This window comes from Brumicola blandensis (assembly GCF_031846165.1).
Taxonomy (GTDB): domain Bacteria; phylum Pseudomonadota; class Gammaproteobacteria; order Enterobacterales; family Alteromonadaceae; genus Glaciecola; species Glaciecola blandensis.
The window spans coordinates 673,070-695,725 of the sequence record NZ_JAVRIE010000001.1; the positions used below are offsets into that span (position 1 = coordinate 673,070).

Sequence of the window (22,656 nt, forward strand, 5' to 3'; positions counted from 1 at the left end):
TATGTTGTGGGTAAATATTGCAGGCATGGGAGTTATCGGTTTGATTATATGGTGGTTTTGGCTTTACAAATCATCATCGGTTGACATGAGTGATGGAGTGATAGAAGTATTGGTGAAGGATGGGGTGTATCAACCGGCAGTTATCAAAGTACCCGCCAATCAAGAATCAACGATTACATTTTTTAGAGCTGATTCTTCACCATGCTCTGAATCATTGCATATACCTGATTTAGAGATTGCCGCAACACTGAGGTTGAATAAAAAAGTAGATATATCAATCCCAGCGATGCAACCAGGTCGACATGCATTTCATTGTCAGATGAAAATGTACACGGGTGAACTGATCGTAGACTGATTTTTGATGCTGTATCCGTTCTTCAATATACAAGCACATTGCAGAGCAGATACATATTAAACAGAAACTAAAAGGAGGCATTTTATGGATGGGGTTTTTTCATTCGTAATATTCGCGGGGCTTTTTTATCTCATGATGAGATATGGTTGCGGCGCACATGTGGCCCACGGCCACCACAAAGAACAAACATCTGAACAACCTAAAGCCATCATTGATCCTGTGTGTAACAAGGTAGTGGAAGTAGATGAAGGTTACGGGAAACTGCACGACGGTGAGTTATATCGCTTTTGTTCAAAAGAATGTCTAGATAAGTTTGATGTAGACCCAGTTAAATACGTGACGAAAACGGACGCCACTGGAGCGCTAAAATGACCCACAAACTATCATTAAGCGCATTTGGGCACGCAACTAGCTTATTCATAAGTATCAGTTTCACACTATGTGTTGTATTCGACCTTATTTTTCCAGAGCACGCTATGTACGAAGTGTGGTTAAAGTTATTACCGGGGTTTGAATGGATAAGTTGGCAGAGTTTTTTCTTGGGACTCCTTGAAAGCTATATGTATGGCTGGTTTATCGCGCTAATGTGGGTGCCACTTTATAATTTTTTTGGAAGCAAAGCGAAATAGCGGCTTTTCGTGACTTGGTTGTTTACTATATAGAGATGAGTTTATGAACGAACCGGTAGCACACTCAGGTGTATGGATCCTAGCGCTTATTATGATAGTAGTGGCGTCTTGGTATCTTTATAAATATATGGCTCCTACATCGTGGCACGAGTGGGCTGGTGCGGGAGTTGTGCAAGCGTTTATTATCGCCTTGTATGCGGAAATGTATGGCTTTCCTTTGACAATATATCTATTGGCACGCTTTGGAGGCCTCGATAGAACCGAGCTTAATGCAAATTTATGGTCGTCTCTTTTGGGGATAGGAGAGACGGGCATGATGATAGCAATGGTATTAGGATACATTTTATTATTCTTGGGTGTAGGACTTTTTTTTCAGGGTTGGCGACAAGTATATAAAGCGCGACAAGAGAATAGATTAGTGACAGATGGCTTATATGCATTAGCGAGGCATCCTCAATACACCGGTTTGTTTATTGCGCTATTTGGCGAGGGGATTGTGCATTGGCCTACTGTATTTTCTGTGGGTCTTTTTCCAGTGATTATCTTTATTTATTATCGTTTGTCATTACGTGAAGAGAAAAAAGTGATTGCTGAATTTGAGGAGGAATATTTGGCCTACAAAGCACAAGTGCCAATGTTTATTCCGCGCATAGTGCAATGGAAGTCTTTTTTTAAGCAAGCCCAAATGTAGCCGTTTTTTTTAGGTAGCCTCAATAAAGAAGAAAATATTTTTTGGATGACTTAGAGCAAAGAGTAGGGTGGTAGAAGTGAACTTAATGCTTAGCCATCTACAGTGGACGCTACCATGATGTATATTTATTTGTGCTATTAGCTTATTTAAAAGCAGTCAGGCTGGCACAAACTAATGAATTTAGTCTTACAGTAATATTTTTAGCATAAAAATACCTTAGGAGGTTTAAATTATGAGTGATTTAGAACACAGAGTAGGCGTAAGCGAAGTTAACTTAGTGCTTCGTCACTTAAAGTTAACGAATACTGATGATTCTAAAATAGTAGCCATCATTAGTGACATCGATGCGACGTTTGGTGTTGACGCAGTCAGTTTCGAATCGAAAAAGCAGACACTACACGTTGGCTACGATGCTACTCATTGCGAGCTCGATGGGATTGAAAATATTATTAAAACCCATGGCGCAGATATATCGCATGATTGGTGGTCAAACTTTAAAGAAGGGTACTACCAATTTGTGGATGAAAATATCCGAGACAATGCAAAACACAAACCTTGGAGTTGTCACAAACTGCCGCCAGGGAGTCGGAAGTAAAGATAAACTTGTTCGTTTATCGATTTTTGAACGTTCAGAGGCCTTTCGCATTATTGAAAAAAAGAGGTAGTGGTGCTGTTAGCTTTTCAAAGTACTGGGGATATATGTGCTTGAAGTGATCCAACAAAACGAAGATTCGGGTCATAGCGTTTCTTCATTGCTATCAATTTTTCGGTGTGCTGACCAAAATATTCGATTACGGCAGACTCTTCCCCCATATCATAGTTTTGGTACGCGTAACCATTAAAGAAGGGGGTGAGTCGCTTGTAGGTATCTTGTACCCAGGCAGCTACAAGTTCCTTACCTTGATTTTGCTTAGTAAGTCCGGTAATGCTGCAGATGAAGGACGCATTTCTGTGAATAAATGCTGTTTCATTAGTACCTTTGTCTTGTATCGCACCGCAAAGAGGATCTAGCATTATACCACCAGAATCATCAGGGCATTCCTTATAACACGCTAATAGTATGTCAATAAACTTATCCGTTAATTCACCCTGAATAATTCCATGTTGCCAATATAAACCCAAACCACTTTCGTAGTTGTTTGATTGACATTCGATATACTGTTTCCGGTCAATTGATACTGTCGCACCTTCCCGCCATGAAGATACTGTCTTTAAACCATGTGACCTCGATTCACTAAACCCCATAATAGAAATATTAGCTTTGTGAGGCACAGAATGGGCAATATAGGCATATAAAAACTGTGACTTTGGTCCCTCTAAAACTGCATGACTATAGGCTTTTAAGATATTTTTCGCCTCACTAATTGGCCACGCTATGGTTCCTCCCTCAACAAACTCAGGAGCAGGGTGCAGTGCAAATTCTATACTGACAACGACACCAAATTGACCGCCGCCACAGCCACGCAGTGCCCAATAAAGATCAGGATGTTTATGAGGCGTCACTTTTAATAACTTTCCATCAGCCATGATGATATCGAATCGTGTGACATTGTCGCAACTTAGTCCGTGCTTGCGCGAGAGGAAGCCAATTCCGCCGCCTAGTGTTGCACCAATGACACCTACATCAGGGCAAGTACCTAACGGTACTACTTTGTTTATGCGAGATAAAAAGTGGTCTAAATGTTTATTCTTAACACCCGCACCAACACTCACATGCCGCCCATCGGCGCTGAGTGATATATCTTGGAAGTTTGCCATGTCAAGAACGACGCCACCATCGACTATAGCGGCTCCTTTTATTCCGTGTCCGCCACCCTTTATTGATATAGGCAAAGAAACTTTATTAGCAAATTTGATCACTTCTATAATGTCATGTACTGACTTCGGTGTAACAATCATAATTGGGTATTTAGAAACAGCCTTATTGAAAACTTGCCTGCGTTTTTCATATTGCACACTGCCGAAGGTACTGACTTCGCCACTCATTTTTCGTTGTAACAAAAGTGCGCTGTCAGTTTGCACTATAGGCTCTCTAGTTTCACTTATGTGAGTGAAATGATATGGTTCATTGATGTCTTTCAACAAATTCCATGATCTTGTTCCAAATGATGTTCGGCTGACGGACATTAACAGTTCTTTTAAATATTTAGCCACGAGTGCAGTTGTGAGAAGCTTATTTTCACCGTGCATTTCGCGCAAAACGTCCGATAAAGGTAACACATCACTTGATGCTTGGCGTATTTCAGCCTGCATGGGAGTATCTACGTTTCCAGGAGCAACGCTTGTAAATACTGCGATATTTGCAGTGACTTCTTGTCGGAAGCAGTCTGTTAGCGTATTGATGCCAGCTTTACTAATGCAATATGCGGATGCCCCAGTCACTGGAGTGATAGGGTGGTCGCTTGTTAAAAAAAGTACTCGGCTACGATTAAATTTAATAATACACAATTGAGTAATTAGCAAGGGCATTTCAAGGTTGACCTTATGATTTTTTCGCCAATCATCTAAATTTAATGAAGATAGTTTAACAATGGGTGAAACTAATCCAGCGCAATGCACCAAATAATCGACTTGCTGATAGTTTTCAAGAAAACGCTTAACAGAAGCAAATGCTGCATTGTGATTAAAGTCGACTTGTCTAATGAGCAACCTGTCTTTATACCTGTTTTTAAGGGGTAGTAGATTGTCTTTGTTTCTGCAAAATGCGATGACCAATAATTGTGAGTATTCAAATAGCAATTCATTAGTTAACGCCAAACCAATTCCAGACCCTGCACCAGTGATCACTGCGATTTTTTTCATTATTTTGCCCTGACTACCTATTTTCTACACGAAATATATCAGCTCATTTCTTCGTCAAAGAAAAAAAGATATTTGCTAGATTTAGGGTAAAAAGCATAAGTAAACTTAATGTTGATTGAAATAAGTAACTGGTTTAATTACGAAAATGTAATCGAACTGTAATCTAATCGTTGTGAATGCTTGATCTAAATCAACTATATTTAATGCGCAATAAATAAGATGACCGCTATGTAAAAGCAAAATGAAATTAGTGTTTTGATGTGAAGGCGAATTTACTATTTTGTGTTTTATATTTTTCACTAACATTTTTTGAGCGTAAAGTTAAAGAGCCTCAATTTAATAACTCTGCGTCAGCGATGCCGAAAATGCCCATAACCGATGAAGAAATCGCAGCATTGGTAGTGTTTTTGTCGCCTCAATAACGTAGCGCCGTCAAAAAAAATACAGATTCAGTATAAGCAAAATTCATTTTTAAACATAATCTGCTCAATTGAGTATCACTAAAGGAAATAAAATCATGAAAACAATAACTTCATTATTATTCGCCAGCGTTTTAGTCATTACACCTATTTCTGCTGTCTATGCACACCAAAACGCGGACAAGCATGAAATGCCGATGATGAAAGACCAAATGATGAAAAAAATGCAAAGTCATATGGAAGACATGCGAGCAATGTTAGCCGCGGTTAAAAGAGAAATAGATCCTAGCAAGCGAGAAGCAATGTTGCATGAGCATGCTAAGAAAATGGAAGGCATGATGGGCATGATGAAATCGGATGACAGCAAGGGTATGAACAACATGAAAGGCATGAAACATAAACATGATGATATGTCGGCTGAGGATAAAATGGCGATGATGGAAAAGCGCATGTCCATAATGGAGGACATGATGGAGCAGATGATGGGGCACGCAGCGGAAAAAAGTAAACCAAAGCATCAACATAAAAAGAATTAGTTGTTTTATAGCATGATAGGTGCAACGCGCCTATCCAAAAACACCTCATCGTTGGATGATACTATGAATAGATTTATAAAGTTCTTTGCAATTGCTGTCTTAGCAATAGGCTTAGGTAGTGGTTGTACTAATCAGGTTTACCATGACTATGTAATGAGCGGCCAAGTAGTCTCTGTTTCCGACCGACAAGCAGTTATTTGTGTGTCTGATACAGATGGATTGAAAAAGCATCAAGTCTTTAACGTGTTTCGAACAGTGTATGATCCGGCCGCGATAGCGGAAGGTGAAAGTGCATATTCCCGGGAATATATTGGAAAAATAAGACTGGGAAAATCTAAGAATCAACATTTTGCTGAAGCAACTGTGTTAGATGGTGAAATTGTTCGTTATGACATGGTTGAATTTGATCGTGATTTTTAATCCTCACATCATTCTTTGGCTGTCACACGCTCAGCTTAGAATAAACTCTAAGAAATATAAGTGGGGTGCTAACCTCGCGACAATTGCATTTAGTGCCTCCTTTGCCGCATCTTGCTCGGCTGCCACTCAAGTTACTGAGTCAATGGAAGAAGCTGGAAAACCTGAGCAAGCATTGCATAAACAAATAGAACAAACTGATCCTAAGTCAACCAGTGACGACTTTGCGGATATTCAAGAAGCCTTACGAGCATTAGACAATTCTCTCGCGCCTACAACACAAAAAAACACAAGTAGGGAGGCATACAGTCAGCCATCTTCAACTTCTGGTGAACCTAGTAATACAAATAAACCAGTAATGGGCATGGGAAAAAATAGCATGACGATGATGTCTAAATCTAATCAGCCTTGCATGGGAATGATGTGCAAAATGAAGATGAAAAATAGCTCAATGATGGGTATGCCTAAAAAACTACCACCAGTGGTAACGGATAAAAATGCCTTAATTACGTTGCCTGGCAAAAGCGACGCATTACATTTGTATCATCTTGGAGAAGACTCGTTTTTTATGAACTTCAAAAGCGCTCTGTTTCTATCAGATGACCAACTAAATCTATTAGTAAATATTCAGGACAAATGGCAAACCTTTCAAGTAAGCCATACTGAAAAGCGAAGTAGTTTAGAGTCAAGCTTATGGACACTTACCTCCAAAGGATTACCGAATTTCAGTGATATTAAAACTACAATCTCTGAAATTGAAATTATAAACAGTGAGCTTCGTATCCAATTTATCGTGTTGGTCGGTGAGGCTGTTGCAGTTTTAACACCGACGCAACTATCTCAAATTGAAGCCCTTTGGCACAAACAACAAGGGCTTTCGCAATGAGACTTTCGTTATTGCCTTTATTTACTCTGAAATGTCGGTTTGTATTTTTAGTCATGTTTACCTTGACGGTAATAGGTTTTTCTTCTCAGCCAATGGCATTTCAACAAACTGAGAACGATGAACATGCCGGACATCATCCAAGCAAAGATGAAAAACCAACTAATGAGGTTTCAAGCATTCAGCCAGCTATAGACACCTCCAGTATGATGGGTCCTGGTATGGGCAAAGGAATGGATAAAATGATGGAGAAAATGGGAGCGCCCAAACCCAAAGATCTCTATCCCTCTTTAATGAGAATGCAGTCAGCGACGCCTGAGCAAACGACATTTCTCTTGAGTAAAGCGACTGAGCGAATGCGATTAGGCAACGAACAACTTTCTAATGGGTTTATGTGGTTGGCAGAGGCCTCACAGGCAGAAGATTATGCCCAAATGCAAATCGCGCTTGAAACAGTAAAAGAGGGAATTGCCCATTTTGATAGTGGTCTTGCGACTAAACGTGCGCTGCTAGATGGACAGGAGCCAAGACGCGTAGCCTTAACGTGGTTCAAAACTCAGATGGATATACTGCCCAGCATACCTGAAAACAATCAGACCATTATTTGGGGGATGACGCCCTTTCACACTTCTATTATGGTGATTTTATTACTCTTTGCCGTTGCCATGATATACGTGTATGGATTTAAAATGCGCAGAGCATCAGCGTTGCTCGCGCAACTCAAAAATGATGAAAACAATACTAAGGCTTCAGGCACAAGTCAAAAAAACAACACTGGCTTACCCACAAATACTGATACGCCAATAGTTGATGTAGAAACAGCGACACCCGTCCCAACTAATAATGGTGTAAACAGTGACTTATCAGCCTCAATACCTGTAAATTCTGCTGACTCAGGGATGCGACGAAAAGTGTTTAGCGGTGAGATGAAAGTCACAGCGATATTCATTGAAACCCATGATGTTAAAACATTTCGCTTTGCTCATCCGAACAATGACCTCATTCCTTTCAGTTACGAGCCGGGTCAATTTGTCACTTTTTCGCTGCAAATTGATGGCGTCGATAAGTTAGTTAAACGTTCTTATACAATAGCTTCATCACCCACACAAACACATTATTTTGAAGTCACCATAAAACGTGAAGAGCATGGTGTGGTATCTCGTTTTTTGCATGACAATGTAAAAGTGGGGGATTCGCTTAAGGTCAAAGCGCCAGGTGGAAAATTCTTTTTTAATGGGAAAGGCGAAAACAGTGTCATGCTCATATCAGGCGGTGTCGGGATCACCCCTATGATGAGCGCAGTAAGATATTTAACCACGACTTGTTGGGACGGTGATATATATTTTCTGTTTTGCACACGTACTACGAAGGACTTTATTTTTGAACAGGAGTTAAGGTATTTACAGGCTCGTTATTCAAATTTGAAAGTACTTGTGAGTATGACGCAGGCAAAGGGGACATCATGGATGGGTCCACAGGGGCGTTTGACCTCTGGATTAATTCAAGATTTTGTGCCTGAAATTGAAGCAAAAACTGCCCATATCTGCGGACCGCCAGCCATGATGGAGGCCATGAAGGGGATCCTTTCTGGTTTGGGCGTGCCTGAGAGCCAAATAAAAACGGAGGCTTTTGGGCCTGCAACTCCTAAAAGTCTTAATAAACCTAACGTTACTCAGCCTGTGCTAGAAAAAGTGAGTGAAAAGCAAATCACCTTTAGTCTTTCTGGTAAACAAGCTCCGGTTAATGCAGATGAAACAATCTTAGATGTTGCTGATTCACTCGATATTGATATTGATAACTCTTGCCGTGCCGGCTCATGTGGAAGCTGCAAAGTAAAGCTCACCAAAGGAGCCGTAGAAATGGACGTTGATGACGGGTTAGAGCCGCAAGATAAAAAAGAAGGATATATACTAGCATGTCAGGCTATCCCAACGTCAGATGTTGAGGTAGAAGCTTAAATGAATACACATGAGCGAAATTTAGTCGGTAGCTTAGTCGCACTCATGATTTTATTTTGGCTAGGCTTTTTGTGGCATCGCTCTTCACAGTTTCCGGGTAGTCTAAGCGGTTTTGTTGTCGGAGCACTAGCCAGCATATTGATGCTGATCCCACTTGTATATATGTTCATAAAGCGAACAAAGTCCCTAAAAAAGAGCATCACAAAATTCATTCCTATGGCAACTCTGCTCAAAATCCATATTTACGCGGGTGTGCTAGGACCAATATTGGCGTTGATACATAGCGCGCACAGATTTGCTAGTCCCGTTGGTATAATACTTGTGTTGTTTATGATGGTAGTGGTTCTGAGCGGTTTTGTAGGCCGATATGTACTTGGTTTAATATCAACTAAAATGAAAGAGAAAAAGCGTCAATTAAACGAGTTTCAACACGCATTAAATGACTCAAAAAACGACTTGAGAGATGGCGTTAGTGATGCTCAGTATGAAGCGTTTACTAAACGCACTTCAAATATCCTTCCGTCCTTTAGTCTAAGCTTGCTCGGCACTAGCCAAGATAAATCATTGCTAAAAGAAAAAGAGTTGCTGAAGATAGTGGATGCCATCTCAGACATCGAATATAGCATTATGATCCATAACACAGCAAAAACTTGGTTTTCTCGCTGGTTGAAGATTCACATCTTTATTTCAATGACGCTATATTGTGTTCTGTTTATACATATAGCAAGTGAGGTTTATTTTGGGCTTAGGTGGCTATAATGAAATGGTTTATCGGTGTATTAGCAATCATAGTCTTAGCGTTTGGCCTGAGTCATTTTTGGCACGAGCCTGAAGATTTATCCAAATTAGATTGGGAGCAGGCAATAAGCCCTGGCTCACTTAGTCAATCTCATGCCTTTATTGATAACGATTGTTTAAGTTGTCATACCCCAATTAAAGGGGTAGGGAGAGATAAATGTGTTGCTTGTCATGCAAACGATACGCATATTGTTGCGCGTCAACCAACTGCCTTCCATGCTGATATACAGGAGTGCACCAGTTGCCATATTGAGCATGAAGGTCTCAATGCCAATATTTCTAAGATGGATCATGGTGCGTTGGTTGATATTGGCTTTGACATGCTTCCAAATCTTGATATGCCTTTTGACGAGGACGCCACAACCATTGCACTTGTTACTTATTTGCTCACGAATAAACAAAGACCTGAACCGCTCTTTATTCACCCTGAAGTAACCAACAAAGAGGCTTTACTCAATTGTTCACAATGTCACAGCAATGACGATAAACATTTTGGTTTGTTTGGAAACGACTGTGTGCAATGTCATAGCACAAATACATGGTCATTACCTAAATATACGCATCCTTCTAGTCAGTCACGTGATTGCAACCAATGCCATGAAGCACCGCCGAGCCATTACATGCAACATTTTAAAATGATTTCAGCAAAAGTAGCCGGCGAGCCTAAAGCAAAAGTAGAGGCATGTTACGCTTGTCATCAATCGACGTCTTGGAATGATATTAAACGTGCTGGGTGGTATAAGCATCATTAGTGCATCTTTGAGCTCGGCCGTTGTTTATATCACAATGCAGAAAATTAAAGGTAATTCTACATGCTCGCAAAAGCGTCGCTTAACAAGATTATTATTGATCATTTTGGCTTAGTTTTTGCTGTAAAACATATACAACTTGATTTTTAAAACTATCAACTTCGATATAAACAATTAAGGAAATGCACAATGGTAAACTTAGACACCTCGTCAAATCTCAATATCTTGAACCAACCAAGTAAGACCGTAAACGATGCTTCAGAACGGCAAGAGTCGAAATGTTGTAACAAAGAAAAATTTGCTGAAAGTCTAGACGAAGCTTTCCAGTCACTTTCGTCGCAAAAAAAGAACTAAGCGGCAAGTATTGTCCGTTTGTGTTTCGGGTGTTTGCAATCTAATTCATAAGTTCTGAAGGCACTATATTTAAATATATGTCTCGATTTTGTCCTAAGCAATAGCTGTCCAAAAGACGCTATCGTTAACACGTCATTTGAACCTTGGTCACAGAGTATAGTAGAAGTCAACTGACAAATACTTATTTAGATTGTGACTGAAGACGGAAATGTATTAGAACAAAAAACTGCAGTCTATCAACAGCGAAAGGGCACAAATAGATTTCATCGTAGCCGCCATCCTGATGTTGTTTTTTTCAGTCAATACTCAAGAACACGATAGTTGCAATCTAACCTGAGAAAGACTGACGATTTTACCAAGATGAAATCTAACCACATAAAATAGTGACCAAATGGTAAACATTTTTGGACCGAACACCTGGATCATATATTATCATATGATATTTTTAGGTGTTGTTCGGGTTTCAGCAATGCTATCTAGTTGGTGTAAAACGCCGCATTCCTTTACTTTTTTATTATCAGCACATGTTGAGCGAATAGAAATGAGAGATTGTCGCAGTGCGTTTAACTCCATTACCCGTTGTTCGATATCATCAATGTGTTTGTCAATCGTAGCATTGACACTTTCGCAACTGCTCTCTGGGTTAGCTCGTGTTTCTAGTACTAAACTAATTTCTTCAATCGTCATATCAAGCGCACGGCATTGTTTAATAAACAGCAACTGCTTTAGTGCTTCTTCTGAATAACTTCTATAATTAGACTGCGTGCGCTCCGGCGCACTTAGCAAGGCTTTTCGTTCATAAAAGCGAATTGTTTGAATACTGAGGCCTGTTTTATCTGCTAACTGTCCTATTTTCATTTTTCTTTACCTAGTGGGCTTGACTCTATACCAAGTATAGAGTTTACACTTGAGCTATAAATCAGTAAAGCGAGTGTTTTTATGAGCGGTTGTGGATGCGAAGTTGAAATTAAAGACCAAACACAAAAAAAGGTGTTGTATTGGTTGTTAGGTATCAATGCAGTCATGTTCGTTGTTGAGATGAGCGTAGGTCTGTTAGCTGACTCTACCGCACTTATCGCAGATTCATTGGATATGCTAGCGGATGCGGTCGTGTATGGTATTGGTATTTATGCAGTGGGCAAAACCATTATTCTCAAAGCAAACGCCGCAAAAATAAGTGGCTATTTTCAATTAATACTTGGCCTCATTATTTTATTTGATATTGCTCGTCGTTCGATATTAGGAAGTGATCCAGAGTCATTGTTAATGATGGGGATGGGTTTTGTTGCCCTAATCGCCAACGTCATATGTTTATTAATCATTAGAAAACAGAAGAGTGGCGAAGTACATATGCGAGCAAGTTGGATTTTCTCGGCAAACGACGTCATTGCCAACATGGGCGTAATATTAGCTGGCGTGACGGTTTATCTATTTGACACTCGATGGCCCGATTTAGTGATTGGCCTTATTGTGTCTATCATTGTTTTACGCGGTGCAATTTCAATATTAAAAGACGCCAAACAAGAGCTTCGCAATAACCGTCAATCTATCGGAGAAGCATTATGAATTTCACGCAAGCAGCAAAACCTTATGTAAAAGAAAAATTAAGAGATGCGCAACAAGCATTTACAAATAAAGATGATGTAGCAGGTTTTAAAGCCCTTGAAGATGCACATGTGATTGGACAGCACTCTACCTTTCATCATACCCGAGTGCACTATGAGATGCTGAAATTTGGATTAAAACACAGGGACATGAAAGAAGTATTTGGGCAAATATTTAGAATGATAGGTGCCTTGACGAAAACAGCGATAGGCTTATTACCAGAGGGTAACACGGGTGGTGCAAATGTCAGCCCATTCAAGCCCATGCCAGTCTCGCCTGCAAATAAAGCAATCTTGGATAAGATTAAACATGCACAGTCATAACCACTCACATAACCATTTACACTCAGATGGAAATTCAAAGGATGCATCAAGGCGCATTGGCTGGGCGTTCTTTTTAAATGTGGTGTTCACCATCATCGAGTTTATCGGTGGTTGGCTAACCAATAGCACCGCTATCATGGCAGACGCGGTACATGACCTCGGCGATAGTTTGTCAATTGGCACAGCGTGGGGATTGAACAAGCTTAGCGACAAAGATGCTAATCAAACGTTTTCATATGGCTACAAACGCTTTTCTTTATTGGGCGCATTAATTAACGGTTTAGTGCTGTCGGTAGGCTCGATTTGGATATTGTTTGAAGCGATACCTCGTTTGGCAGAGCCTGAAATGCCGCAAGTTGAAGGGATGTTAGCCTTATCGATTTTTGGTATGGCAGTAAACGGTTTTGCCGCTTATAAACTAAGTGAAGGAACGTCATTAAACGAACGAGTGCTTAATTGGCACTTGCTAGAAGATGTGCTCGGTTGGGTGGCAGTGTTTATTGTATCGATCGTCTTAATGTTTAAGCCATGGGCGATTTTAGATCCCATCCTGTCCATTGGCTTTACTTTGTTCATCCTCTTCAATGTGTTTCGTAACCTAAAAGAAACCCTGATGCTATTTTTACAGGCAACGCCAGATGAGGAGCAAATGTCAAAAATCCGAAACGATTTGCTTGCAAACGATAAGGTAAGTGACCTCCATCATTTTCATATTTGGTCTTTAGACGGCGAGCGAAATGTAATGACAGTCCATCTTGTTTTACAGGGTGAGGTGAACATTGAGCACATCCAGACATTGAAGCATAGCGTACAAACATCATTAGCAAAGTACGACTTTGAACACACTACAGTCGAAATAGAATTTGCCGATGAACAATGTCGTGACGAAGTGAAATAGGCTTGGTAGACTAGTACTCATGAAAAATTTAAAACGTCTAAGTTACATCATGATCTCGCTGATACTCTTTCAGTCGTTTTCTGCTGTGGCGAATTCCCTAGATTTTCATGCCATCGATACTCAACATTTGCAACATGAACACCAGCATTCAGAGCACAATCAAGCGTCAAACGACATGCCAACTAAAGCGCTTGGTGAGTCAGCAAAAGCAGACCACCACAACCCTGCCGATTGCCATCATTGTGGCCACTGCCACGGTACGCACGCACAGTGGTTAGGTCAGCACAACATCAACAATCTACAAGCTGTGGTATCTATTCACAATTTTAATTATTTGGATGCGATTATCGACGCACCCATCAACCGATTACTACGCCCACCTAAAACACCATCCTAATATCGCTTTCGATAGTGTCGCGCTAGAAAAGCTCGCGACGCTGAATATTGATAAATTATTAGGATACTCTAATGAAAATGTTTCATATTTTTGTGCATGCACGCGCCATTACGTTTGCTTGCGCATTGGGCTTAACGTTGAGCCCACTTACCGCTCAAGCGGTACAAACTAATCGCTATATAGATGATGGTGTTCAAGCGCCTATGCGAGAAACGCTGAGCCTTGAAGATACGGTAAGACTTACACTTGCCAATAATCCAAGTTTATATGAGTTTGAATTTAGACAGCGAGCAATTGACGGTGAATCAAAAACCGCCGCGCTTAAACCCGCACTGAACGCTGGGGTTGAACTAGAGAACTTTATGGGAACCGGCGAGGTGTCGGGCATTAAGGAGCTTGAAGTCAGTTTAACTTTGTCATCTGTACTACAGCTCAACGACAAGCCTAGCGCAAGGTTGAATGTACTTTCTGAGCGTAAGGTACAACAAGAGGTGGAAAAGAAAATACGCACATTAGATGTCCTCGGCGAGCTGAATCGTCGTTACATCGAAGCACTCGTATTGCAGGCCACCTTAGACGTGCAAAACGACGCACAGACACTTGCACTCTATACTTATAACGCAGTTGCTAAGCGGGTTGATGCAGGCGCGTCACCATTGCTAGAGCAAAAACGCGCCCAAGCAGCGCTAGCCCAAGCAAAACTCGATGTTAAATTAGCTCAAGAAGGTCTTCAATTTGCATTGCGCAGTCTTGCCATCATGTGGGGCGAACAAACGCCCACTTTTAAGCGAGTGGAAGGTCAACTTTTTGCGTTTCAAGACATTGGCTCATTCGAGACGCTTTCGACCGCTATCCAAAGCAGTCCGCATATAGAGTTGTTCGCAAAACAAAACCGTGTTCAAGCAGCGCAGCTTAGGTTAGTGCAAGCCAACAATCGAGCTGACATTGAGTGGTCAGCGGGTGTTCGACGAATACAAGGTATTGATGAAACGGCTTTAATAGCTGGGATCAGCGTGCCATTGTTTCAACAAAAACGAAACCTAGGTGAATACGAGGCGCAAAAAGCTCGCCTTGATGCAATAGAGGTTCAAAAACAGAGCAATGTGCGCAGTCTATTGCATTCAGTTAATCAGGCCTTAGGTGAGCACACCCGCGCATTATTAGAAGTTGACGCTATTCAACAAACCGTCATACCGCCTCTTGCAGAAGCCTTGGATTTAGTCGAAAGCGCTTATTTAGATGGCAGATTTAGCTATTTGGAATGGGTATCTACTCGACAAGAATTCTTAAATACGCGCCTGACATTAATCGAGGCGGCGTCTCAAGTGCACCTAAGCAAAACAGAAATTGAAACGCTTACCGGTCTTGCACTTAAGGCTCCACAAAGCGGCACTGCAAAAACGGATACTGCAAAGAGCAATGCTTCCAAAAAGCTAGAGCACAACATCACTATGCAGCCGCCATCAAACATTTCGATAAGAAGTAACGATCATGAATAAATTTACTCAATTAAAAACATTCACAATATTAAAAGTACTCGTCTTAAGCGTCACGCTAATGATGATACATGGGACGGTAATCGCGGGAGACAAACACGCAGGCGGTGATTCTCATGAGGACGATAAACACGCTGGTGAAGTCGTTACCATGAGTGATGAGACGGCTTTGCAAAATGGGATTACCACCGCAAATGTCATCGCTGGCGACATTTCACTTTCGACCACACTCTATGGGCGAATAAGTGCAGATCCGGGTTCATTGAGTCATATCAGAGCACGTTTTGACGGTGTGATCAAAGATGTCAAAGTCAATATTGGCGACACAGTTAAAAAAGGAGATGTTTTAGCGGTCGTAGAATCAAATGAGAGCTTAAAAAGCTACTCGATTGTTTCTCCCTTTGAAGGCAACGTAATAGCGCGGCATGCCAATAACGGTGAGTTATCAAACGGACAAGTACTTTTTTCATTAGCCAATTACAAGAATGTGTGGGCACAGTTAACCGTGTTCTCACAGCACCTCTCCAAAATAAAGGTAGGACAAGCTGTTGAATTAAGGCATGCAAACTTTGAACAGCTATCTGAAATTGCTTACCTGACACCTTCGGCCGATGGTAGCCCGCATTCGCTTGCTAACGTCACTGTGGATAATAGCAGTGGTTATTGGCCATTAGGCACCTTGGTAAAGGCGCAGGTAACCACCACCACTAAGGCCGTAAGTCATATGGTGCCTGTTACTGCCGTGCAAGAGTATGAAGACAAGCAAGTGGTATTTGTTAGTTATGATAATGAATATAAACCACGCCCCGTGCAGCTTGGTGTGACGGATGGTCGCTTTATTGAAGTCATCAGCGGCATTGAATTAGGTGAGCTTGTTGTGGTTACCAACAGTTACCTGATCAAAGCAGATTTGGAAAAATCGGAGGCCGGTCATGATCATTAATGCCTCAATACAACTCGAATATACATGTTTGCAACTGCAAGGCTTTAAAGGAGGCTTAACATGCTAGCTTCCATTATTCGCACCGCAATAGACAGGCGCGGTATATTTTTGATGCTGAGTTTTTTAGTCATTGGTTTTGGCTTATTTAGTTATCAAAAGCTGCCTATTGACGCCGTACCCGACATCACCAATGTCCAAGTACAAATTAATACACAAGCAACTGGTTATTCGCCACTTGAAACTGAACAACGCATCACCTTTTTGGTAGAAAACGCTCTAGCGGGTTTACCAAACTTGGATTATACCCGTTCGCTATCTCGTTATGGCTTGTCTCAAGTGACCGCCGTATTTGAAGAAGGCACCGACCTGTATTTTGCCAGAAACCTCATTAATGAGCGGATAGGCATTATTAAAAATCAGCTACCGGAGGGTATCGAGCCAGAAATGGGACCGATTGCCACCGGTTTGGGTGAAATCTACATGTACACACTCAGCGCTAAGCCGGGCACATTGACATCCGATGGCAGAGACTTTGATGCGATGGCTTTAAGAGAGTTGCATGACTGGGTGGTAAAGCCACAACTCGCTTTACTAAAAGGTATCACCGAAGTTAACGCCATTGGCGGCTTTACCAAGCAATATCATGTGAATCCTGATCCTCAACGTATGCTTAACTATGGTGTGAGCACTGACGATCTGCTGCGGGCATTGGAGCGCAATAATGCCAATCAAGGTGCGGGATATGTTGAACGCAACGGTCAACAAATACTGGTGCGCTCTCAAGCGCAACTGGCCACAATTGAAGATATTGGTAATGTCGTGGTGACACTCACTAACCAGTCTCCAGTGACCGTGAACGATATTGCCGACGTCGCTATTGGCAAGGAGCTTCGAACGGGGGCCGCGACACGAGAGGGTAAGGAAACCGTCTTAGGCACTGCCATGATGCTCATTGGTGAGAATAGTCGTGCTGTGGCCTTGGCAGTGGCTGACAAAGTGGATGAAATCCAAGCTAGCTTGCCCGAAGGTGTAGTAATAGAAACTGTTTACGATAGGACCGCACTGGTTGATAAAGCCATCAACACCGTTCGCAAAAACCTTGTTGAAGGCGCATTGCTGGTGATTGTGGTGTTGTTTCTGCTGCTTGGCAACATAAGAGCAGCCATTATTACCGCCGCTGTGATACCGCTCGCGATGCTCGCCACGATAACGGGGATGGTGCAAACAGGCGTAAGCGCAAACTTAATGAGCTTAGGTGCACTGGACTTCGGGTTAATTGTGGATGGTGCAGTCATTATTGTTGAAAACTGTATCAGGCGATTAAGTGAAGCGCAAAGGCGAACTGGCTCAGTGTTGCCCATCAAAGAAAGACTCGAAGTTGTGTATGAAGCCACCAATGAAGTGATACGGCCGAGTCTGTTTGGCGTGATGATTATTACAATCGTGTATATCCCCATTTTCAGTTTAACCGGAGTAGAGGGGAAGATGTTCCACCCAATGGCGGCCACCGTCATCTTGGCATTACTTGCCGCGATGGTGTTCTCAATCACTATTGTGCCAGCAGCCGTTGCGATGTTTATGTCGGGTAAAGTCAGTGAAAAAGAGAGTCCAATCATAGTGGGGGCGAAATCGGTGTATCGTCCTGTTCTGTTATGGGCGCTGAAGCTACGTTGGTTGGTAATAGGCTCAGCGACATTATTGGTTGTTGTGAGCGTTTGGCTAAGCATGCGACTTGGTTCTGAATTTATTCCTCAACTTGATGAGGGTGATATTGCCTTGCACGCAATGCGAGTGCCCGGCACTGGCATTGAGCAAGCCGTGGATATGCAAAAAAGGCTTGAAGACGTCATTATGCAATACCCACAAGTGAGCACTGTATTTGCTAAAACAGGCACGGCAGAAGTTGCCACCGATGCGATGCCGCCTAATGTTACCGATACGTTTGTGATGTTGAAACCTATCGACCAATGGCCAGATACTACTTTATCCAAAGCCGAATTTGTCGAGCAAATGGAGCGTGAGCTTCAAAACGTGCCCGGCAATAATTACGAGTTTACTCAACCTATACAAATGCGGTTTAACGAACTAATTAGCGGCGTTAGAGCTGACTTAGGCATAAAGATTTATGGTGATGATTTAAACAAACTGCGCGATTCGGCCGGTGATATATTAGCTGTACTGCAAGATATACCCGGCGCTGCGGATGCCCGTGTTGAGCAAGTTGATGAAATTCCTATCTTTACCTTGAATCCGAAACCTTATGCTTTAGCGCGTTATAATTTGGATGTGACTGACCTGCAAACATGGTTAAGCGCATCGGTTGGGGGTAAAGAAGCAGGCTTGATATTCGAGGGCGACAGGCGATTTGAGATAGTTGTGCGCTACTCAGAGGATATTCGCAATAATCTTGATACGCTAGGCAGCATACCTATTATGACAGGGGATGGTAATTATGTGCCGATAGCAGAGGTTGCAACGGTTAAATATGCCAGTATACCCAGTCAAATCAGCCGAGAAAACGCTAAGCGCCGTATTGTGGTGACTGCCAATGTAAGAGAGCGCGACCTGGGCTCGTTTGTTACTGAGGCAAAAATGCAAATAGCTAAAAATGTCATATTACCAAGTGGTTATTGGGTCGATTATGGCGGCACGTTCGAGCAGCTTGAAAGCGCGAGTCAACGATTGAGCCTTGTTGTGCCAGCGACTCTTTTCTTAATTCTTGCATTGCTAGTTATTGCGTTTGGCTCAGTGAAAGATGCATTGATAATCTTTACAGGTGTGCCTTTAGCATTAACAGGTGGCGTTTTTGCGCTATGGGTGAGAGAAATGCCCTTGTCTATATCAGCAGGCGTTGGCTTTATAGCGCTATCTGGCATTGCTGTGCTTAACGGTTTGGTTATGTTGTCGTTTATTCGTCAAAGGCTGGAAGAGACAGGAGAGTTAATTAATTCTATTGTTGATGGTGCATTAACGCGTTTACGACCAGTACTGATGACGGCGTTAGTGGCAAGCCTTGGTTTTGTGCCGATGGCGCTGAATGTAGGGACGGGAGCAGAAGTACAGCGTCCATTGGCGACGGTTGTAATAGGCGGGATAATATCTTCTACCTTGCTAACATTGATAGTATTGCCTGTGTTATATCGACTTGTGCACAGCAGGAGGAATTAGCCACATTTGGGGCATTAGCAGTTGTTAGTTAATGCCCCAATTTCACTTATTACACTTAAAGGTTATCGATATGTGTTGACCCTATATTAAGTATAGACTTTACAATCAGATCTCTAGGATTGAGAAGAAGGATAGACATGATTTCGCTGGTTGTGATAAGTGCTTTTATACTACTTGCAGTAATCGTTAGAAGTTTTGTGCAATATAAAAGAAATGGTGATTTTGGCATTAGAGCAGCCTCGCTGAGCGCTCCGATGATAGAGATTTTGCCCGGCACTTTGTTTGTGATTACATTTTGCCTAGCGTTTGGTGTAATCGTCATGGGTTATTTAGGCAAAGTACCCCTTTTGTTTATTGCTTCACTGCCATTTCAGGTTTTAGGTCTTGCGGTTGGGACTTGTGGAATACTCGTCACGATCTTATCTCAAATTCAAATGGGCGATTCATGGCGAATTGGTGTCGACCAGAAAGAAACGACGACGCTCATTACGCATGGTATTTATGCAAGGTCTCGAAATCCGATTTACTTCGGCATTCTTTTATTTTGGGTGGGGTTATGTCTCACATTCCCACATCTACTTCTATGGGCTTGCGCCTTAATATGCTGGATTTGCATTGAACTTATTGTTAGAAAAATTGAAGAACCATATCTAATAAAAGTGCATGGCGACACTTTTGATAAATATGTATCTGAAACTAACAGATATATACCCAAAATTTAAAATTCGGCAAAGGGCATTAACTTGCCTGATATGAAAATCAATTATAGAAGCAAAGTTTGCTTAAGACTACTTATAAGCTATATCTGGTTTCTGCCACATAACAGACAGTGAGGGCCTCAATGGTTTTATTAAATGCGATAGGGAAATTTACTCAACTTTAGAGTTCGCCACCGAGAATAGGGTTTATTTAAGCTCGATGGACAAGATGGACGCTTTGACTAACAAGACATAAAAAAAGCCAGCATATGCTGGCTTTTATATGGTTCTGCAATTCCGATAATTAGCGCTTATCTGGCTTAAGATGCGATATCATCGTCTATATAATTTATTTTATTAGGCATAAAAACTCCGAAATCTAGTTTTCTTGCGATAAGTATGGCATCTCCAACAAATTTAAGCAACGTTACGTAAATCCGTTATTCTGAGGACCACAAAGACCATATTCTAAGACATTTTCACATTAGATAATGAACCATTTCAGGTCAAACCTTGTTTTAAGTCACTATTTAGACTAGAAAACGAACCGTTTCAAGCTGAAATGGTTCATTATTTATTTCGAGAGTGATGTAGATTGCTTTTAAAAAGCGATCCTTTCCGCTTCTCAACGACATAATTTCATGCATCTTCAGCCTTTTAAGGTAGATAACCATTTTTTATTGATATTTTATGGTCACTTTTCACTTTTTGGAAACCAAAGACTCGCACTCGCGGTGCTTTGGTTTCCAAAAGGGCACCAAATAGTGCGGTGTTTCCGTTTTATATCATTGAAAGCAGACTGCGTTGTTTTCGACAACCATCAGGCTGCATACTATAATACTGTGAAGGTATCTTTAACTAAGGCACGCGATGGGAATGACAATTCACAATCAGACACAGGCTTTAATTTCTGAATTGGGGATCAGTGAATCGCATTTTCGAGCGGCAACAGGCTTGTCACCTCAACCTATAAATGGCGATGAAAAAGGTTTCGAAAAAGAACGTTTTGACGCCATTCTCTCATTATTCGCGATGTTAGAAACTTGGTTTGACTCCCCCAAAGATGCATGGGAGTGGTATACTGAACAGCCACTTATTGGCTTCGGAAATCTAACCTCATCTGAGGTAGTCATCCAAAACCAAGACAAAGGAGCTTTCGCTGTCATCGAATATATCAAGTCTAAAAACATAGGCAGCTTTGAATAATACTAGGGCGCAAACTCATCACTGTAGTACTGATTTCAGTTTAATGCTGCTTATCTCCGAATCCGTTATTCGAATAACAGACAATGCTAGATAGCTTCCAGAGAACAAATATAGTCCAACTAAAATCTCATCATCAGCATGTTCGGGACTGCAAACAACATTGCTATTCCATTTTAACGGCGGTAAACACAATTGGCTTACTCTTGGTAATCGTTAGCTGTTGCGTATCAAATGTTTACTGCTAGTAATCAAAATCTGTTTACCGCTGTGTCGAATTATTCTAGTAACTCCGTTCAGTCCTGCTTGTATTCTTTCCTTTCGATTTCCCACAAATAAGACATTGATATGCATGGTCTTAATAGGTCATTTTCACCAATATCTAATTTAGAGCATATGACTCATTATTATTAATCAGCCCCTACGCAAAAGAAGTAAATGAAGTGTACCAGCATGCGCAGAAAGAACTCAGACGCGCTAAAGACGGCGGTAATGAAAAAGCGATAAACGTTGCCGACAATAGCGTTGTTGAAACAAAAAAAGAAAGAGACCGTTTAGAGGTTTTTAGAAAAGACTTAATGGGATTCTGCCGTTTTTATGAGTTCAGCTCTCAAATTGTTAATTTTGAAGATGAGGAGCTTGAAAAACTAACCTTATATGCAAAAGAGCTTTACCCATTACTGCGTATTGAGGTTATAAATGAAGAAATCCCTCTAGAAGATGTGGTAATGACTCATTACAAATTGCATCAACTCCGCGAACAAGACCTACGATTAGTCGCTGAGAAAGAAAAATCATACGTAAGCCCGGTTAAAGAAGGGGCAGGGGCGACACCTCGCGAAAAGAAAAGCGAGTTTTTACGGGAGATCATAGAGCGCTTTAATGATTTATTTGCAGGCGATGATTTTACCGACGGTGACATACTTAGCTACGCGAATACTATTCGGTCCAAGGTTGAAGAAAATGAAGATGCCATGGAACAGGTAAACAACAATACAAAACAGCAAGCATTACTCGGAGCATTTCCTGAAGCTATTAACAAAGCTGTTATCGATAGTATGGGTATCCATAGCGATATGGCAATGAAAGTACTGGCCAGTAAAGATGCATCTAAGCGTTTTGCTGAGTTGATGTTTGATATTTTGGTTAGACAAACGGATTAATATAAAAAATTAAGGATAGATAGTATGAAAAAAATTACTTTTAAACTTACATATCATCATGGAGATGCAAATGATGGGCGTCTAGATTTATATGATGCATCTCAATCATTTCAAGGATTTGCAAAAGCATTAACTATTGGCTGAACTACCGTTTAGGTCACTAATTTATGA

General features: G+C 41.3%; 23 protein-coding genes. 21 read left to right on the forward strand and 2 right to left on the reverse strand.

Annotation, left to right across the window (positions count from 1 at the left end):
• The first annotated feature begins 1 nt into the window (after position 1).
• The 5 genes from RM544_RS02950 (at position 2) to RM544_RS02970 (ending at position 2,270) form a co-directional block, all read left to right on the forward strand.
• Complete coding sequence (locus tag RM544_RS02950) at positions 2–355, forward strand: cupredoxin domain-containing protein (protein WP_311360279.1); 354 nt, start codon at positions 2–4, stop codon at positions 353–355.
• A 159-nt stretch (positions 356–514) separates the two neighbouring features.
• Positions 515–727 carry a YHS domain-containing protein gene (locus RM544_RS02955; RefSeq protein WP_311360280.1) on the forward strand — a complete coding sequence of 71 codons (213 nt, stop codon included), beginning with the start codon at positions 515–517 and terminating at the stop codon, positions 725–727.
• Entirely contained in the window at positions 724–984 is a 261-nt protein-coding gene (locus RM544_RS02960) for a DUF5676 family membrane protein (RefSeq protein WP_311360281.1), read from the forward strand. Before RM544_RS02955 ends, RM544_RS02960 begins: the two co-directional genes overlap by 4 nt.
• Positions 985–1,027: 43 nt before the next feature.
• A complete protein-coding gene (locus tag RM544_RS02965) occupies positions 1,028–1,675 on the forward strand; it encodes a methyltransferase family protein (RefSeq protein WP_311360282.1) in 648 nt (215 codons plus the stop codon).
• Positions 1,676–1,907: 232 nt separating this feature from the next.
• Positions 1,908–2,270, forward strand: coding sequence for a cation transporter (locus RM544_RS02970; protein WP_311360283.1), 363 nt, complete (start codon positions 1,908–1,910; stop codon positions 2,268–2,270).
• Positions 2,271–2,356: 86 nt separating this feature from the next.
• On the opposite strand, the gene RM544_RS02975 is transcribed toward RM544_RS02970, so the two are convergent.
• Entirely contained in the window at positions 2,357–4,477 is a 2,121-nt protein-coding gene (locus tag RM544_RS02975; protein ID WP_311360284.1) for an SDR family NAD(P)-dependent oxidoreductase, read from the reverse strand.
• Between the two features lie 517 nt (positions 4,478–4,994).
• Between RM544_RS02975 and RM544_RS02980 the strand changes: the two genes are divergently transcribed.
• From RM544_RS02980 to RM544_RS03005, 6 genes are all read left to right on the forward strand, one after another.
• Positions 4,995–5,432, forward strand: coding sequence for a hypothetical protein (locus RM544_RS02980; RefSeq protein WP_214452437.1), 438 nt, complete (start codon positions 4,995–4,997; stop codon positions 5,430–5,432).
• Between the two features lie 63 nt (positions 5,433–5,495).
• On the forward strand, positions 5,496–5,852 hold the full coding sequence (locus RM544_RS02985) for a hypothetical protein (RefSeq protein WP_311360285.1): 357 nt from the start codon (positions 5,496–5,498) through the stop codon (positions 5,850–5,852).
• A complete protein-coding gene (locus tag RM544_RS02990) occupies positions 5,821–6,735 on the forward strand; it encodes a hypothetical protein (protein WP_214452435.1) in 915 nt (304 codons plus the stop codon). The genes RM544_RS02985 and RM544_RS02990 overlap by 32 nt, the downstream gene beginning before the upstream one ends.
• Complete coding sequence (locus RM544_RS02995; protein WP_311360286.1) at positions 6,732–8,690, forward strand: 2Fe-2S iron-sulfur cluster-binding protein; 1,959 nt, start codon at positions 6,732–6,734, stop codon at positions 8,688–8,690. The genes RM544_RS02990 and RM544_RS02995 overlap by 4 nt, the downstream gene beginning before the upstream one ends.
• Positions 8,691–9,449 carry a hypothetical protein gene (locus RM544_RS03000; RefSeq protein WP_311360287.1) on the forward strand — a complete coding sequence of 253 codons (759 nt, stop codon included), beginning with the start codon at positions 8,691–8,693 and terminating at the stop codon, positions 9,447–9,449. It abuts the gene before it with no gap.
• Positions 9,449–10,240 carry a cytochrome c3 family protein gene (locus RM544_RS03005; RefSeq protein WP_311360288.1) on the forward strand — a complete coding sequence of 264 codons (792 nt, stop codon included), beginning with the start codon at positions 9,449–9,451 and terminating at the stop codon, positions 10,238–10,240. Before RM544_RS03000 ends, RM544_RS03005 begins: the two co-directional genes overlap by 1 nt.
• Positions 10,241–11,023: 783 nt before the next feature.
• On the opposite strand, the gene cadR is transcribed toward RM544_RS03005, so the two are convergent.
• Positions 11,024–11,449, reverse strand: coding sequence for a Cd(II)/Pb(II)-responsive transcriptional regulator (gene cadR, locus RM544_RS03010; protein ID WP_214452433.1), 426 nt, complete (start codon positions 11,447–11,449; stop codon positions 11,024–11,026).
• Positions 11,450–11,530: 81 nt separating this feature from the next.
• On the opposite strand from cadR, the gene RM544_RS03015 reads away from it, so the two are divergent.
• The 10 genes from RM544_RS03015 (at position 11,531) to RM544_RS03060 (ending at position 22,485) form a co-directional block, all read left to right on the forward strand.
• The gene (locus RM544_RS03015) at positions 11,531–12,157 is read left to right on the forward strand and encodes a cation efflux transmembrane domain-containing protein (protein WP_311360289.1); all 627 of its coding nucleotides are present in this window, start codon (positions 11,531–11,533) and stop codon (positions 12,155–12,157) included.
• Positions 12,154–12,519 (forward strand): DUF3703 domain-containing protein, encoded by a 366-nt coding sequence (locus RM544_RS03020; protein ID WP_311360290.1) that lies wholly within the window; start codon positions 12,154–12,156, stop codon positions 12,517–12,519. Before RM544_RS03015 ends, RM544_RS03020 begins: the two co-directional genes overlap by 4 nt.
• Positions 12,506–13,417 (forward strand): cation diffusion facilitator family transporter, encoded by a 912-nt coding sequence (locus tag RM544_RS03025; protein WP_214452430.1) that lies wholly within the window; start codon positions 12,506–12,508, stop codon positions 13,415–13,417. Before RM544_RS03020 ends, RM544_RS03025 begins: the two co-directional genes overlap by 14 nt.
• Positions 13,418–13,436: 19 nt before the next feature.
• Positions 13,437–13,814 (forward strand): hypothetical protein, encoded by a 378-nt coding sequence (locus RM544_RS03030; RefSeq protein WP_311360291.1) that lies wholly within the window; start codon positions 13,437–13,439, stop codon positions 13,812–13,814.
• A 71-nt stretch (positions 13,815–13,885) separates the two neighbouring features.
• The gene (locus RM544_RS03035; protein ID WP_311360292.1) at positions 13,886–15,313 is read left to right on the forward strand and encodes a TolC family protein; all 1,428 of its coding nucleotides are present in this window, start codon (positions 13,886–13,888) and stop codon (positions 15,311–15,313) included.
• Positions 15,306–16,253, forward strand: a complete 948-nt coding sequence (locus tag RM544_RS03040) for an efflux RND transporter periplasmic adaptor subunit (RefSeq protein WP_311360293.1) — start codon at positions 15,306–15,308, stop codon at positions 16,251–16,253. The genes RM544_RS03035 and RM544_RS03040 overlap by 8 nt, the downstream gene beginning before the upstream one ends.
• 60 nt (positions 16,254–16,313) lie before the next feature.
• Entirely contained in the window at positions 16,314–19,421 is a 3,108-nt protein-coding gene (locus RM544_RS03045; protein WP_311360294.1) for an efflux RND transporter permease subunit, read from the forward strand.
• Positions 19,422–19,558: 137 nt separating this feature from the next.
• Positions 19,559–20,143, forward strand: coding sequence for a methyltransferase family protein (locus RM544_RS03050; protein ID WP_311360295.1), 585 nt, complete (start codon positions 19,559–19,561; stop codon positions 20,141–20,143).
• A gap of 852 nt (positions 20,144–20,995) precedes the next feature.
• On the forward strand, positions 20,996–21,325 hold the full coding sequence (locus tag RM544_RS03055) for a hypothetical protein (RefSeq protein WP_311360296.1): 330 nt from the start codon (positions 20,996–20,998) through the stop codon (positions 21,323–21,325).
• A 440-nt stretch (positions 21,326–21,765) separates the two neighbouring features.
• Positions 21,766–22,485 (forward strand): hypothetical protein, encoded by a 720-nt coding sequence (locus tag RM544_RS03060; protein WP_311360297.1) that lies wholly within the window; start codon positions 21,766–21,768, stop codon positions 22,483–22,485.
• The last annotated feature ends 171 nt before the right edge of the window (positions 22,486–22,656 follow it).

Excerpts from the sequence above, each read along its gene's own strand:
- RM544_RS03035 (WP_311360292.1), top strand. The coding sequence starts at position 13,886 with ATGAAAATGTTTCATATTTTTGTGCATGCACGCGCCATTACGTTTGCT.
- RM544_RS03050 (WP_311360295.1), top strand. The coding sequence starts at position 19,559 with ATGATTTCGCTGGTTGTGATAAGTGCTTTTATACTACTTGCAGTAATC.
- RM544_RS03015 (WP_311360289.1), top strand. The coding sequence starts at position 11,531 with ATGAGCGGTTGTGGATGCGAAGTTGAAATTAAAGACCAAACACAAAAA.
- RM544_RS02950 (WP_311360279.1), top strand. The coding sequence starts at position 2 with ATGTTGTGGGTAAATATTGCAGGCATGGGAGTTATCGGTTTGATTATA.
- RM544_RS02965 (WP_311360282.1), top strand. The coding sequence starts at position 1,028 with ATGAACGAACCGGTAGCACACTCAGGTGTATGGATCCTAGCGCTTATT.
- RM544_RS03025 (WP_214452430.1), top strand. The coding sequence starts at position 12,506 with ATGCACAGTCATAACCACTCACATAACCATTTACACTCAGATGGAAAT.
- RM544_RS03005 (WP_311360288.1), top strand. The coding sequence starts at position 9,449 with ATGAAATGGTTTATCGGTGTATTAGCAATCATAGTCTTAGCGTTTGGC.
- RM544_RS02960 (WP_311360281.1), top strand. The coding sequence starts at position 724 with ATGACCCACAAACTATCATTAAGCGCATTTGGGCACGCAACTAGCTTA.
- RM544_RS02995 (WP_311360286.1), top strand. The coding sequence starts at position 6,732 with ATGAGACTTTCGTTATTGCCTTTATTTACTCTGAAATGTCGGTTTGTA.
- RM544_RS02970 (WP_311360283.1), top strand. The coding sequence starts at position 1,908 with ATGAGTGATTTAGAACACAGAGTAGGCGTAAGCGAAGTTAACTTAGTG.
- RM544_RS03045 (WP_311360294.1), top strand. The coding sequence starts at position 16,314 with ATGCTAGCTTCCATTATTCGCACCGCAATAGACAGGCGCGGTATATTT.
- RM544_RS03055 (WP_311360296.1), top strand. The coding sequence starts at position 20,996 with ATGACAATTCACAATCAGACACAGGCTTTAATTTCTGAATTGGGGATC.
- cadR (WP_214452433.1), bottom strand. The coding sequence starts at position 11,449 with ATGAAAATAGGACAGTTAGCAGATAAAACAGGCCTCAGTATTCAAACA.
- RM544_RS02980 (WP_214452437.1), top strand. The coding sequence starts at position 4,995 with ATGAAAACAATAACTTCATTATTATTCGCCAGCGTTTTAGTCATTACA.
- RM544_RS03020 (WP_311360290.1), top strand. The coding sequence starts at position 12,154 with ATGAATTTCACGCAAGCAGCAAAACCTTATGTAAAAGAAAAATTAAGA.
- RM544_RS03040 (WP_311360293.1), top strand. The coding sequence starts at position 15,306 with ATGAATAAATTTACTCAATTAAAAACATTCACAATATTAAAAGTACTC.
- RM544_RS02985 (WP_311360285.1), top strand. The coding sequence starts at position 5,496 with ATGAATAGATTTATAAAGTTCTTTGCAATTGCTGTCTTAGCAATAGGC.
- RM544_RS02990 (WP_214452435.1), top strand. The coding sequence starts at position 5,821 with ATGACATGGTTGAATTTGATCGTGATTTTTAATCCTCACATCATTCTT.
- RM544_RS03000 (WP_311360287.1), top strand. The coding sequence starts at position 8,691 with ATGAATACACATGAGCGAAATTTAGTCGGTAGCTTAGTCGCACTCATG.
- RM544_RS03030 (WP_311360291.1), top strand. The coding sequence starts at position 13,437 with ATGAAAAATTTAAAACGTCTAAGTTACATCATGATCTCGCTGATACTC.
- RM544_RS02975 (WP_311360284.1), bottom strand. The coding sequence starts at position 4,477 with ATGAAAAAAATCGCAGTGATCACTGGTGCAGGGTCTGGAATTGGTTTG.